Annotated in this window: 14 protein-coding genes, 1 pseudogene and 1 riboswitch; of the genes and pseudogenes, 10 read left to right on the top strand and 5 right to left on the bottom strand. The window is 62.8% G+C overall.

Going from position 1 to position 13,376, the window contains the following annotated elements; genetic code table 11:
- The 8 genes and pseudogenes from ACEW8Q_RS20425 to ACEW8Q_RS20390 form a co-directional block, all read left to right on the top strand.
- Positions 1 to 1,324 (top strand): annotated as a pseudogene (locus ACEW8Q_RS20425) (chromosome segregation protein SMC); the annotation flags it as partial.
- Positions 1,325 to 1,333: 9 nt separating this feature from the next.
- On the top strand, positions 1,334 to 2,155 hold the full coding sequence (locus ACEW8Q_RS20420) for a VanW family protein (protein ID WP_373505910.1): 822 nt from the start codon (positions 1,334 to 1,336) through the stop codon (positions 2,153 to 2,155).
- The gene (locus tag ACEW8Q_RS20415; protein WP_373505909.1) at positions 2,152 to 2,754 is read left to right on the top strand and encodes an HAD family hydrolase; all 603 of its coding nucleotides are present in this window, start codon (positions 2,152 to 2,154) and stop codon (positions 2,752 to 2,754) included. Before ACEW8Q_RS20420 ends, ACEW8Q_RS20415 begins: the two co-directional genes overlap by 4 nt.
- 225 nt (positions 2,755 to 2,979) lie before the next feature.
- Entirely contained in the window at positions 2,980 to 3,387 is a 408-nt protein-coding gene (locus ACEW8Q_RS20410; RefSeq protein WP_373505908.1) for an AtpZ/AtpI family protein, read from the top strand.
- A 2-nt stretch (positions 3,388 to 3,389) separates the two neighbouring features.
- Complete coding sequence (locus ACEW8Q_RS20405; RefSeq protein WP_373505907.1) at positions 3,390 to 4,142, top strand: F0F1 ATP synthase subunit A; 753 nt, start codon at positions 3,390 to 3,392, stop codon at positions 4,140 to 4,142.
- A gap of 48 nt (positions 4,143 to 4,190) precedes the next feature.
- A complete protein-coding gene (locus ACEW8Q_RS20400; RefSeq protein ID WP_373505906.1) occupies positions 4,191 to 4,415 on the top strand; it encodes a F0F1 ATP synthase subunit C in 225 nt (74 codons plus the stop codon).
- A 71-nt stretch (positions 4,416 to 4,486) separates the two neighbouring features.
- On the top strand, positions 4,487 to 5,092 hold the full coding sequence (locus ACEW8Q_RS20395; RefSeq protein WP_373505905.1) for a F0F1 ATP synthase subunit B: 606 nt from the start codon (positions 4,487 to 4,489) through the stop codon (positions 5,090 to 5,092).
- 14 nt (positions 5,093 to 5,106) lie between these two features.
- Positions 5,107 to 5,592, top strand: a complete 486-nt coding sequence (locus ACEW8Q_RS20390; protein ID WP_373505904.1) for an ATP F0F1 synthase subunit B — start codon at positions 5,107 to 5,109, stop codon at positions 5,590 to 5,592.
- 83 nt (positions 5,593 to 5,675) lie between these two features.
- Here ACEW8Q_RS20390 and gcvP read toward each other — a convergent pair whose 3' ends face one another.
- From gcvP to gcvT, 3 genes are read right to left on the bottom strand one after another with little or no spacing between them, the layout of a single operon-like run.
- Positions 5,676 to 8,579: an aminomethyl-transferring glycine dehydrogenase gene (gene gcvP / locus ACEW8Q_RS20385; protein ID WP_373505903.1), complete on the bottom strand. Its 2,904-nt coding sequence runs from the start codon at positions 8,577 to 8,579 to the stop codon at positions 5,676 to 5,678.
- Between the two features lie 8 nt (positions 8,580 to 8,587).
- On the bottom strand, positions 8,588 to 8,956 hold the full coding sequence (gene gcvH, locus ACEW8Q_RS20380; protein WP_373505902.1) for a glycine cleavage system protein GcvH: 369 nt from the start codon (positions 8,954 to 8,956) through the stop codon (positions 8,588 to 8,590).
- A gap of 10 nt (positions 8,957 to 8,966) precedes the next feature.
- Positions 8,967 to 10,085: a glycine cleavage system aminomethyltransferase GcvT gene (gcvT, locus tag ACEW8Q_RS20375; RefSeq protein ID WP_373505901.1), complete on the bottom strand. Its 1,119-nt coding sequence runs from the start codon at positions 10,083 to 10,085 to the stop codon at positions 8,967 to 8,969.
- Between the two features lie 161 nt (positions 10,086 to 10,246).
- Positions 10,247 to 10,334: riboswitch (glycine riboswitch) on the bottom strand.
- Positions 10,335 to 10,576: 242 nt separating this feature from the next.
- Here gcvT and ispH point away from each other — a divergent pair.
- Together ispH and rnhA are read left to right on the top strand one after the other, a co-directional pair.
- On the top strand, positions 10,577 to 11,539 hold the full coding sequence (gene ispH, locus ACEW8Q_RS20370; RefSeq protein WP_373505900.1) for a 4-hydroxy-3-methylbut-2-enyl diphosphate reductase: 963 nt from the start codon (positions 10,577 to 10,579) through the stop codon (positions 11,537 to 11,539).
- Positions 11,536 to 11,985, top strand: a complete 450-nt coding sequence (gene rnhA / locus ACEW8Q_RS20365; protein ID WP_373505899.1) for a ribonuclease HI — start codon at positions 11,536 to 11,538, stop codon at positions 11,983 to 11,985. Before ispH ends, rnhA begins: the two co-directional genes overlap by 4 nt.
- A 36-nt stretch (positions 11,986 to 12,021) precedes the next feature.
- On the opposite strand, the gene ACEW8Q_RS20360 is transcribed toward rnhA, so the two are convergent.
- Entirely contained in the window at positions 12,022 to 12,525 is a 504-nt protein-coding gene (locus ACEW8Q_RS20360; RefSeq protein ID WP_373505898.1) for a peroxiredoxin, read from the bottom strand.
- Positions 12,526 to 12,559: 34 nt separating this feature from the next.
- Positions 12,560 to 13,318, bottom strand: a complete 759-nt coding sequence (locus ACEW8Q_RS20355; RefSeq protein ID WP_373505897.1) for a protein-disulfide reductase DsbD domain-containing protein — start codon at positions 13,316 to 13,318, stop codon at positions 12,560 to 12,562.
- Between the last annotated feature and the right edge of the window lie 58 nt (positions 13,319 to 13,376).

The following is a 13,376-nucleotide window of genomic DNA, read 5'->3' as shown; positions in this document are numbered from 1 at the left end:
CCAGCGCCGCATCGAGGAAGCCCTCGAAGAGGCGCGTGGCCTGCTGGAGGATGCCACCGGCGAAGCGGCCGACCTCCCGGTCCTCGACGCGCTGCAGTCCGAACTCAACGATCTCCGCAGCGGCGTCAACCGCGAGCGTGCCGCCTATGCCGAAACGCGCGCCACGCATGACGGGCTGGAACGCGAGGCCAAGGCCCGCACCGACCGTCTCAAGGCCATCGATTCCGAGACCAGCCAGTGGACGTCCCGCGCCAAGCGTGCCAACGAGCAGATCGATCAATTGTCGAACCGCGTGGAAGAAACCCGCGCCGTCATTGTCGAAATCTCCTCCCTGCCGCAGCTTCTCGCCGACAAGCGGCTGAAGCTGATGAACACGCTTGCCGAAGCCGAATCGGAACGCAAGGCCGCGGGCGATGCCCTCCAGACGGCCGAGAACGATGTGCGACAGGCCGACCAGGATCTCCGGGCCGTGCAGGAGCTTCTGTCAACCTCCCGCGAGGAACATGCACGGCTGGGAGCGCGGCTGGAAGCCAGCACGCAACGCCAGGAAGCTTGCGAGCGCCGCATCGGCGAGACGCTGCAATGCCAGCCGGACGACGTGCTGGCGCAGGCCGGGCTCGACCCCGAGAAGATGCCCAATGCAGACGAGATCGAGCGCAAGCTTCTCGGTCTTCGCGAGGACCGCGAACGGCTGGGCGGCGTCAACCTGCGTGCCGACGAAGAGGCGGTCGAAGTAGCGGCCCAGCTCGATGGGCTCATCAAGGAGAGAGATGACCTCATCCAGGCCATCAACAAGCTGCGCGGCGGCATTTCGAGCCTCAACCGCGAGGGCCGCCAGCGGCTGCTGGACGCGTTCGAGACCGTGAACCAGAAGTTCACCGAGCTTTTCACCACGCTGTTCGGCGGCGGCAAGGCCGAGCTTCAGCTGATCGAATCGGACGATCCGCTGGAAGCCGGACTCGAGATCATCGCCAATCCGCCTGGCAAGAAACCCACAGTGCTGTCGCTCCTCTCGGGCGGCGAGCAGACGCTGACCGCGCTCTCGCTCATCTTCGCGGTGTTCCTCACCAATCCCTCGCCCATCTGCGTGCTGGACGAAGTCGACGCGCCGCTCGACGACCACAACGTGGAGCGCTTCTGCAACCTGCTCGACGCGATGCTGGAGCGCACCGAGACGCGCTTCCTCATCATCACCCACCACGCCCTCACCATGGCCCGCATGCACCGCCTGTTCGGCGTAACCATGCTGGAGCGCGGCGTGTCGCAACTCGTTTCGGTGAACCTGCAGGAAGCCGAAACCATGGTCGTGGCGCAATCGGCATAAGGCGTGAAGGTGGCGGGTCTCCCGAAACCGAAGCAACGTTCAGCCCTGCACCTTGCACTTGGCAAGGCGTGGTTCATCACCAGGCGGCGGATCGAGTGGTACAGCTCGACGAAGACTTATGCCCGCCAGCGCTCGGCCACGCCGCTGCCTCATGTTCATGCCCGGCACCGGACACCAATGCTCCGTGAGCTGAAGAATGTCGACATGTGGCTGCAGCACAACAAGATGGCGAGCCTGCAAGTGGCTGCCTTGTGCCTCGACGGGCTTCTGCTGAGGCCCGGTGAAACATTCTCGTTCTGGCGGCTTGTCGGCAAGCCCTCGGCACGGCGCGGCTTCAAGGTAGGAATGGTGCTGCGCAACGGGACCGTACAACAAGGCATCGGTGGCGGGCTCTGCCAGATGACCAATCTCTTCTACTGGATGACAATCCACACCGACCTCACCATCACCGAGCGCTGGCGCCATGGATTCGACGTGTTCCCCGACTCCGGCCGGACCCAACCTTTCGGCTCCGGCGCCACCTGCTCGTGGAACTACATCGACCTGCAGATCGAGAATCGCACGGACGGCACCTATCAGCTTCGCGTGTGGACCGAGGGCAACGATCTCCAGGGCGAGTGGCGTGCGGAGCGGCCCGCACTGCACAGTTTCAACGTGCTGGAAAAGGCGCACGCCATGCAACACGAGTGGTGGGGCGGATATTCGCGCCACAATGAGTTGTGGCGCACCCGGAATGATGCCATCACCGGCGAAGCGCTGGGCGAGGAGTTCATTACCGAGAACCACGCCGTCATGATGTATCAACCGTTTCTGGAGCAGGCCTGTCCATGAACATTGTCTTCGACATCGGCAACGTCCTCCTCCACTGGGATCCGCGCGCGCTTTACCGCAAGGTCTTCGCGAGCGAGGCGGAAGTGGACTGGTTTCTTGCCAACGTCTGCACGTCCGCGTGGAACCTGGAGCAGGACAAGGGCCGCAGTTTTGCTGATGCTGTCGCCGAGGCCACGGCCCGCCATCCCGAACATGCCGAAGCGATCGCCGCCTATGACACGCGGTGGCCCGAAACCCTCACCCATGTGATCGAGGGCACGGTCGAGATTCTGGAAGACCTGAAGCAGCAGGGAACCCCGCTCTACGCCATCACCAACTGGCACCAGGACAAGTTCCGCGAGACGAAGGCGCGCTACGGATTCCTCTGCCACTTCCGCGACATCGTCGTCTCGGGCGACGAGAGGCTGATCAAGCCCGACCCTGCCATTTACCGGCTTCTGCTGGACCGAAATGGCCTGGAAGCGGGCCAGTGCCTGTTCATCGACGACAGCGCGAAGAACGTGGCGGGCGCTGAGGCCGTGGGCATGAAGGCGCATCACTTCACGTCTCCTGATGCGCTAAGGGCAGAGCTGGCGGCAATGGGCATCCTGAAGGCCTAGGCTCACCCACCGCCGGCATCGTTTGCCCGGCCATCGTCCGACTCGCGAGCGGGGTCTGACGCGCGAATCGCCGCACGGTCCCTGACACGAAAATACCCCTTATAAAACAACGGGTTAAAATGACAATCCATATCTTGACACATTTTGGACCCGCAACTATGGTGCGCCCGCTTTGGAAAGGTAGAATTTCCGAGCGCGCTCGACATTTGCCTGGAGGTCTTCTCTATGACTACACCTCGCAGTGACGACCCGCACTCAGGATCAACCCGAAAGGAGCTGGGCGAGCTTTCGGAACGCCTCAAGGATCTCGAAGGCCGCATCGCGGCGGAGAGGTCCGAGCAGGCCGAAAGCGCGAAACCGTCCGAAGGCCTGCAAGGTGCCACTGGCTATGCCAAGGGCTACAGGCTTGCGAGCGAGTTCGTCGCCGGAACACTGGTCGGGGCCCTCATCGGCTACGGATTCGACTGGCTTTTCGGTACGTTGCCCATCGGACTGATCGTCTTTCTGCTCCTCGGTTTCGGAGCGGGGATCCTGAACATGGCGCGTGCTGCCAACAGGGTGCCTGCTGCACAGGAGCGGCTTGGTTCAAACCCGCCGCCAAAAGCGGCCCTTGATGATGAAGAAGAGGACTGATCGTGGCTAACGATCCGATCCACCAGTTTCAGATCCAGAATATCACGCAACCGTTCCATATCGGCGGTTACGAGATTGCTTTCACCAATTCAGCCCTGTTCATGGGCCTGTCGGTCCTGACGGTCACGGGCATCCTGGTTGCCGCCGCTTCCAGGGGCGCTCTGGTGCCGGGCCGCCTGCAGTCGATCGGTGAACTCTGGTACGAATTCATCCACAACATGGTGCGGAACGTGCTGGGACATGAGGGCAAGGCCTTCTTCCCGCTGGTGTTCTCGCTGTTTTCCTTCGTCCTCGTCGCTAACATGCTGGGCATGTTCCCGTATTTCTTCACGGTCACCAGCCATGTGATCGTGACCGCCTCGCTGGCGCTCTTCGTGGTCGGGCTCGTGGTGGTCGTCGGCATCGCCAAGCATGGGCTTGGCTGGTTCAAGCTCTTCGTGCCTTCGGGCGTGCCGGTCGTGATCCTGCCTTTCATCTCGCTGATCGAGATGATCTCCTTCCTGTCGCGCCCGGTGAGCCTTGGGCTTCGCCTGTTCGGCAACATGCTGGCTGGCCACATCGTGCTGAAGGTCTTCGCGGGCTTCGTCGTCAGCCTCGGCAGCCTTGGCGCCGTCGGCATTTTCGGGGCCATCTTCCCGCTGGCCATGGCCGTGGCCTTGACCGCGCTCGAGTTCCTCGTGGCCTTCCTGCAGGCCTTCGTGTTCGCCATCCTGACGTGCGTCTACCTCAACGACGCGCTTCACACCCACCACTGATTTCCACCCATCAACCCAACCAAACTACAGCTATTCAAGGAGACTGAAATGGAAACTGAAGCAGCAAAGATGATCGGCGCCGGTATCGCCTGCATCGGCATGGGCGGCGCTGGCATCGGCGTGGGCCACATTTTCGGCAACTACCTGGCAGGCGCGCTCCGCAATCCGGCAGCAGCCGGTGCCCAGTTCACCAACGCCCTCATCGGCGCGGCGCTTGCTGAAGGTCTCGGCATCTTCTCGCTCGTCGTGGCGCTCCTCCTGCTCTTCACGTAATACTTCCTGCAATCAAATCGAAGCCTGTGGGCCTTGTGGCCTCGCAGGCTTACCCATTTGAGGCGTTGCACATGTCGCAATCGACAACGGTTCTGGCCCAGGCCGAGACGGAGGCTCCCGCAGCCGAAACTCCGGCGACGGCCGAGGCCGGCCACACCGAAGGAACGGCAGCTGAAGGCGGCCATGGCGGTGCTTTTCCGCCGATGGATACTTCAACCTATCCCTCGCAGATCTTCTGGCTCTTCATCTTCTTCGGACTGCTCTACCTGCTGATGAGCCGCGTGGCTCTTCCGAAGATGGCTGCGGTCCTCGAAAAGCGCTCGGCGCGTATCGAGAGCGATCTCGCCAAGGCGCAGACGCTGAAGAACGAAACCGAAGCCGCGGTCGCCGCCTATGAGAAGGCGCTGGCCGATGCCCGCGCCAAGGCTCAGGACATCGCGGTTGAAACCCGTAACCGGATGGCGTCCGAAATGGACGCCGAGCGTGCTTCGCTTGAGAAGACGCTCGCCGCGAAGGTTTCCGAGGCCGAAGCGAAGATCGCTGCGGCCCGCGCTGCTTCAATGAAGGACGTGGGCGAAGTGGCGGCCGAATCCGCCGCCGAGATCGTGGCCGAACTGACCGGTTCCAAGGTGTCGAAGGACGCCGCGGCTCAGGTCATCGCCGGTCTCAAGGCTTAAGGGAGAAGAACGCCATGCACTTCGATGCAACATTCTTCGCCCTCGTTGCCCTCGTCATCTTCCTTGGCATCGCTGCCTATGCCGGCGCGTTCAAGTCGATGGGCTCGGGCCTTGATGCCCGTTCTGCCCGCATCGCCAAGGAACTGGAAGAGGCCGCCCGCCTCCGCAAGGATGCCGAGGCTCTTCTCGCCGAGTACAAGCAGAAGCGCCTCGATGCCGAGAAAGAGGCCGCTTCCATCATCGCCGCAGCCAAGTCCGACGCGGAAGAATATGCCGCCGAGACGCGCCGCAAGCTCTCCGAGACGCTCGACCGCCGGACCCGGCAGGCCGAGCAGAAGATCGCCCAGGCCGAGGCCGCCGCCGTCAAGGACGTGCGCAACGCCGTAACCGAGATGGCGATTGCCGCAGCCCAGACGCTGATGACGGAAGCCACCAAGGGAGCCAAGGGCGCCGACCTGATTGCATCTTCGATCGAAGCTGTGAAGAGCCGCCTGAACTGAACGGTTCGTAAATCCCCGAATTGAAAAGCCCGGCCGAATGGCCGGGCTTTTTGTTTGAGAGCGAGACGCTTCAGGCGACCTCTCTACTCCGCCGCCTCCATGTAGTTGGCCATGGGCGGGCAGGTGCAGACGAGGTTGCGGTCACCGAAGACGTTGTCGACGCGGCCCACGGGTGGCCAGTACTTGTCGTTCGGATAACCCTTCAACGGGAAGAAGGCCTTCTCCTTGGAATAGGGATGCTTCCAGTCGCCCAGCAGCAGGCGATGCGTATGGGGAGCGTTCTTCAGCACGTTGTCGAGCTTGTCGGCCCTGCCCTCCTCCACTTCGGCGATCTCCTTGCGGATCTCGATCATGGCATCGCAGAACCGGTCAATCTCGCGCTTGCCTTCCGATTCCGTCGGCTCGATCATCAACGTGTCGGGCACCGGGAAAGACATCGTCGGCGCGTGGAAGCCGTAGTCCACGAGCCGTTTCGCCACGTCTTCCACGGAGAGTCCCGTGCGGTCCTTCACCCAGCGAAGGTCGATGATGCACTCATGGGCCACGAAGCCGCCAGGGCCCTTGTAAAGCACCGGGAAATGCGGATCGAGGCGCTGGGCGATGTAGTTGGCATTGAGGATCGCCATGATCGTCGCCTTCCGCAGACCCTCTCCGCCCATCATGGCGATATAGGTCCACGAGATCGGCAGGATCGAAGCCGATCCCCAGGGTGCCGCCGAGACAGCGCCGTGTGACTGCTCGCGCCCCGCCGCGGGGTTGACGCCCGTCACCACATTATGCCCCGGCAGGAAGGGCGCGAGATGCGCCTTGACGCCGATGGGACCCATGCCGGGACCGCCACCGCCGTGCGGGATGCAGAAGGTCTTGTGCAGGTTCATGTGGCAGACATCGGCGCCGAGTTCGGCTGGCCGCACGAGGCCAACCTGCGCATTCAAGTTGGCGCCATCGAGATAGACCTGGCCGCCATGCTCATGCACCGCTGCGCAGATGTCCTTCACCGCCACTTCGAACACGCCATGCGTCGAGGGGTAGGTGATCATCAGCGCCGCGAGGCTTGCCGCGTGTTCCTTCGCCTTGGCGCGGAGATCGCCCAAGTCGACGTTGCCATGCTCGTCGCAGGCAACCACGACCACCTTCATGCCCGCCATGACGGCAGAGGCCGGGTTGGTGCCATGCGCGGAGACGGGGATGAGGCAGACATTGCGGTGCGGCTCGCCGCGCTTCTCGTGATAGCCGCGGATGGCCAGAAGCCCCGCGTATTCACCCTGGCTGCCGGCATTGGGCTGGAGCGACACTGCATCGAAGCCGGTGATCTCTGCCAGCATGGCTTCCAGTTCCTCGAAGAGCTGCGCATAGCCCTGCGCCTGTTCCAGAGGCGCAAAGGGGTGGAGCATCGAGAAGCCGCGCCAGGTGACCGGGATCATCTCGGTCGTGGCGTTGAGCTTCATCGTGCAGGAACCAAGCGGGATCATCGACTGGTCGAGCGCCACGTCCTTTACCTGCAGGTGACGCAGGTAGCGCAGCATCTCGGTTTCCGAGTGATACATCGAGAAAACCGGATGCGTGAGATAGCTGGAGGTGCGGCGGAGAGCCTCCGGAATGACGTCTTTCAGGCCCTTGTCCACATCGTCGATCGAGATCCTTTCCAATGCGTCGGTGCGGAACACGCTGAGCAGCGCTTCGAGTTCCTGGCGCCGCACTGACTGGTCGAACGAGACGCCGAGATGATCGGCATCGACGAAGCGCAGGTTGATGCGCTTCTCCTTGGCCCTGGCCCACAGCGCATGCGCGCGGCCAGGTGCGGAGATCGTCACCGTGTCGAAGAAGCTCTTCGTCTTCACCTCATAGCCGAAGCCCTTCACCGCTGCGGCGAAGATCTCAGTCATGCGGTGCGTGCGTTCCGCTGTCTTCCGGATGCCTTTCGGGCCGTTATAGACCGCGAACATCGAGGCGATGATGGCGAGCAGCACCTGCGCGGTGCAGATGTTGCTGGTCGCCTTCTCGCGGCGGATGTGCTGCTCGCGAGTCTGCAGCGCCATGCGGAGCGCGCGGTGGCCTTCGGAATCAACCGATACGCCAATGACGCGGCCCGGCATGGAGCGCTTGTACTCGTCCTTCGTGGCGAAGAAGGCAGCATGCGGGCCACCATAGCCCATGGGCACGCCGAAGCGCTGGGCGGACCCGATGGCGATGTCGGCACCGAGTTCTCCCGGCGGTGTCAGCAGGGCGAGCGCCAGAAGGTCCGTCGCCATGATGGCGAGAGCGCCGGCACCATGAAGCTTCGCGATGATGCCGCGATAATCGCGCACCTCGCCCGACGAGCCCGGATAGGACAGAAGAGCCGCAAAGACGGTCTCGGGCTTCAGGTCCTTCGCTGGATCGCCGATGACGATGTCATAGCCGAAAGCCCGCGCACGGGTCTCGACAACGCCGATCGTCTGCGGATGCATGTCGGCATCGATGAAGAAGGTGTTGGAGGACGTCTTCACCACGCGCTTCGCCATGCTCATGGCTTCGGCGGCGGCCGTGCTCTCATCGAGCAATGAGGCGTTGGCGATTTCGAGGCCGGTCATGTCGATGATCATCTGCTGGAAGTTCAGCAGCGCCTCGAGGCGGCCCTGGCTCACCTCGGCCTGGTAGGGCGTATAGGCCGTATACCAACCAGGATTCTCGAGGATGTTGCGGAGGATGACCTTGGGCGTGACGGTGCCGTAATAGCCCATGCCGACCATCGACACGAAGACCTCGTTTCGTTCGGCCATGCGGCGAAGGTAGGAGAGCGCGGTGCGCTCGGGCATCGCCTTCTTGAGATCGAGCGGGCGCTTGGCGCGGATCTGCTCCGGCACGACGCGCGCGATGAAGTCCTCGAGCGACTTCGCACCGACGGCGCGCAGCATCTCGGAGGTGTCGGCATCATCGGGCCCGATGTGGCGGGCAATGAAATTGGCGCCTGGCTCGAGTTCGGCGAATGTGGGACGGGCGGGCATGTCTGTTCTCAACCGTTCACGAATGCATCATAGGCGGCCTTGTCCATCAGGCCGTCGAGTTCGGAGGGATTGGCGAGCTTCACCTTCATGAACCAGGCATCGCCCTCGGCATCGCGGTTCACCATGGCGGGGTCGCCTTCGAGTTCCTTGTTGACCTCCACCACTTCGCCCGAGACCGGCGCATAGACCTCGCTGGCGGCCTTGACGCTCTCGACCACGGCGGCATCGCCATCCTTCTCGACCTTCCTGCCGATCGCCGGAAGCTCGACGAAGACGACATCGCCCAGCTGTTCCTGTGCATGATTGGTGATGCCGATGGTGGCGATGCCGTTCTCGACGGTCACCCACTCGTGGTCCTTGCTGTACTTGACGGTCATGGAAAGGCTCCTAGCGTTTGAAGCGGTTGGGGATGAAGGGAAGCTTGACGATCTGCGCAGGCATGGGCGTGCCGCGCACGACCAGATGAACGGATATTCCGGGTACGGACGATTGCGTCTCGACATAGCCCATGGCGATGGGGCCGCCGACGGTTGGCCCAAATCCGCCCGATGTGATGGTGCCGATCTGGCGGCCGGCCGTGTCGGTGATGACCGTACCGTCGCGTGCTGGTGCGCGGCCTTCCGGCTTGATGCCGACGCGCTTGCGGGACACGCCGTCTGCGAGTTCTTTCTGCACGCGCGCCGCGCCGATGAAGCCACCTTCGCTGCGGCGGCGCTTCTGGATCGACCAGAGGAGATCGGCCTCGACGGGGGAAATGGTCTCGTCCAATTCGTGCCCATAAAGGCAGAGCCCGCCTTCGAGCCTCAGCGAATCGCGCGCGCCGAGCCCGATGGGCTTCACCGCCGGATCGGACAGCAGGAGGGTCCAGAGTTTCGCGGCTTCGGCATTTGAAACCGAAAGCTCGAAACCGTCCTCGCCCGTATAGCCCGAGCGCGACACCTGCACGCGGATGCCAGCAATCTCGGCATCGGCATAATGCATGAACTTCAGCGCGCGCAGTTGCGGCGCGTGCTTCGCGAGCACGTCTTCCGCCTTCGGGCCCTGCAACGCCATGAGCGACAATCCGCCCGCGACCTGAAGGCTCACGCCGCGCGGCAGGTGGCGCTCGATCCACTCGTAGTCATGGTCTTTCCGTCCGGCATTGACGACCACATAGAGCGTGCCGTCCTCGGCAAGACGGGTGATCATCAAATCGTCGAGCGTGCCGCCCTCCTCGCTGAGGAGTTGCGAATAGCGCTGCTGATGGGGAGCGAGGCTCAGGATGTCGGCTGGCACCAGCTTTTCCATGGCTTTCGCCACGGCTTCGAAGCCGGGCCCCGAAATCACGCACTGGCCCATGTGCGAGACATCGAACAGGCCCGCATTCTCGCGGGTCCAGTTGTGTTCGGCGAGAATGCCGGTGGGGTATTGCACGGGCATGTCATAGCCCGCGAAGGGCACCATGCGCGCGCCAAGGCGGACGTGCTCGTCATAAAGAGCCGTTCGGTGAGGCGCAGAATCAGTCATGAAAGTCTCCGGACAAGGCGTGGCGAGACCCGGCTGTTGCCGCGTCTGCCCCCTCTGTACGAGACCTGAGAGATTTGACGCCCGGAGACATGGAACTCCGGACGCTTGGCTCCTTCGGTGAGCTGGTTTCCAATCGAAACCCGCTGCTCTCCAGAGTCAGGTGACGCCTCGCGGTCCTTTTGCCTGAGAGTTTCCGGGGCGGTTGCTCCTTCGGCGCCGGAGTGAACCGGTCTCTTCCGCACAAGGCGCTGTGCTGAACGGGTCCGAGACTAGGCCGATGGGGAGGGAAGTCAAGCAGGGCCCAAGTCAGAGCAGACCTGTGTGAAAGGGATCAGACGCGGGGTTATTCGCAGATGCGACAGGTGCCGATCCCTGCCCGTGAACGAAGCCACCTACGGCCTGCGACCGGACACTGGAACCCATGGCCTCAACCTGCAGCACGGGTTTGCCCCGCCTTGACATCCCATTACGACCCCCGCATTTAAAGCTCCATGATCAAGCCGAAGCTCACCATCCTGCTGGCGGCCCCCCGCGGCTTTTGTGCCGGGGTGGTGCGGGCGATCGACATCGTGGAGCGGGCGCTGGCGCTCTATGGCGCGCCCGTCTATGTGCGCCACGAGATCGTGCATAACAAGTTCGTGGTGGACGACCTCAAGGCCAAGGGCGCCATCTTCGTGGAAGAGCTTGACGAGATCCCCGATGGCGACCGGCCCGTGGTATTCTCCGCCCATGGCGTTCCGAAGTCGGTGCCCGCAGCGGCCACCGCGCGGCACATGTTCCAGCTCGATGCCACCTGCCCGCTTGTCACCAAGGTTCACATGGAAGCGCAGCGCCACCATGCGGATGGCTTCGAGATCATCCTCATCGGCCACAAGGGACACCCCGAGGTGATCGGCACGATGGGGCAGTTGCCGGATGGCGCCGTGACGCTGATCGAGACGGCGGACGAGGTTGCTGCACTTCAGGTGCGCGATCCGCAAAAGCTCGCCTTTGTCACGCAGACCACGCTTTCGGTGGATGACACGAAGGACGTGATCGCGGCGCTGCAGCGGCGTTTTCCTGCGATCAAGGGGCCCTACAAGGAAGACATCTGCTACGCGACCACCAACCGCCAGGACGCGGTGAAGTCGATCGCAGGCCGCATCGAACTGCTGCTGGTAGTGGGTGCGCCCAACTCATCGAACTCGAAGCGGCTCGTCGAAGTGGGAGAGAGGCACGGCACGCCGCGAGCGCTTCTGGTGCAGCGCGCGAGCGAGCTGCATTGGCCATCACTGCAGGGCCTGTCGATCATCGGCATCACCGCGGGGGCCTCGGCGCCCGAGCTTCTTGTCAACGAGATCGTCGACGCCTTCCGCGCGCATTACGATGTGACGGTAGAGAACGCGACGCTCCGCGAGGAGAACGTATCCTTCAAGCTGCCGCGTGAGCTGCGCGAGGCTCAAGCCTCCGCATGAGCGAGAACAAGGTGATCGTGCATACGGATGGGGCCTGCTCCGGCAATCCGGGTCCGGGAGGCTGGGGCGTCATTCTCGATTATAACGGCACGCGCAAGGAACTCTTCGGCGGCGAGGCCGAGACGACCAACAACCGCATGGAACTGATGGGCGCGATCATGGCGCTGGAATCGCTCAAGCGGCCGTGCCCGGTCGAGATGCATGTCGATTCGAACTACGTGAAAGACGGCATCACCAAGTGGATTCACGGCTGGAAGAAGAACGGCTGGAAGACCGCCGACAAGAAGCCGGTGAAGAACGTCGAGCTATGGCAGAGGCTCGACCTGGCCCTGAAACAGCATCAGGTTTCGTGGCACTGGGTGAAGGGCCACGCCGGCCACGATGAGAATGAGCGCGCGGATGAACTGGCCCGTGAGGGAATGGCGCCGTTCAAGCGGAAAAAATAGGGGCCGGGCGTTTCGCGCGGCCCCCTTCGGCTTCGCTCAGGCGTCGACGCCTTCCGTCGAAAGCTGCTGCATGATCGTCTCGGCGCCCGAGACATTCACGCCCCGCTCGGTCTCGATGTTCAGCGTCTTCACCACGCCGTTCTCGACAATCATCGAGTAGCGCTTCGAGCGGAGCCCCATGCCGGCGACGGTGAGGTCAACGTCGAGGCCCACGGCCTTGGCGAACTCGGCATTGCCATCGGCCAGCATCATGATCTTGCCATCGGAGCCGGTGGCCTTGCCCCAGGCGCTCATCACGTGGACGTCGTTCACGGAGGTGCAGGCGATCGTGTCGACGCCCTTGGCCTTGATGTCGTCAAAGGCCAGCAGGAAACCCGGCAGGTGGTTCATGCTGCAGGTGGGCGTGAAGGCGCCCGGCAGGCCAAACAGCACGACCTTGCGGTCCGCGAATACGACATCGGTCGAGAGTTTCTGCTGGCCGTCCGCTGTCATCACGGCGAAATCAATTGCGGGAAGCTTGTCGCCAGGCTGAATGGTCATGGATATGTCCTTTGTTGATTTTGAGTTGAGCGGATTAGGGGAGTGTCACGGCCTGTTCAAGGCCCATGGTGCCGATGCGATAGGTGAGCATCAGCGTCTTGCCGCGAAGCTGTGAAGGCTCGGCCACGTTGTCGATGGCGAGGGTGGCGATCCGCCCGTCGGCCGAGAAGCGGGGCTTGCGGAAATAGGCGGACGTGCCGGTCTCGACGAATATGTCATCGACGCCTTCAGCCAGCTTCAGATGCAATGCGGGCTTGCCGCCTTCGGTGGCAATCTCGGCATTCATCACGGCAGAGCCTGGCCGCGGCACGGCTTCCCGCCAATCCTCCACGAGAGCAGTTCCTCGCGGATCGCTCATCATGGACCCGAGGTCGACCGAGGCTTTTGCCTGTGCCGGAATGCAGATGTCCTTGCAGACGGCGAAGAACAGATCAAGCGAGAGCGAGACCTCCGATGCGGTGCCGGCCTCGACGCGGACAGGAAAAATCACCTCATGCTCGTAGCCCACTGTTTCGCCGCTTGCGTCCGCATGGCGGCCAGGTACGGGATAGAACACCTCGACAGAAGCGGGAACCGAGGTTTTCCAGGTGAATTCCGGAGGAATGCCCGCCTCGCCGGGCATCCGCCAATAGGTTTTCCAGCCGTCCGCAAGTTCGACCCGCAGCCCGGTGTGCCACGCCTTACCGTCATAACCGTCGCCCACAAGGCTGACGCGATAGGGTTTTTCCATTGCGGCAGCGGGCATTGCCAGCAGGAGAGACGACAGGCCAATGATGATTGATCGTAACAGCATCGCCCCTATATGGAAGAAAGCGGGGCTGGCGCCAATCACCTTCCCGTCACCATCTTGG

This window comes from Aestuariivirga sp. (assembly GCF_041738905.1).
GTDB lineage: Bacteria > Pseudomonadota > Alphaproteobacteria > Rhizobiales > Aestuariivirgaceae > Aestuariivirga.
This window is presented reverse-complemented; position numbering and strand designations above follow the sequence as displayed.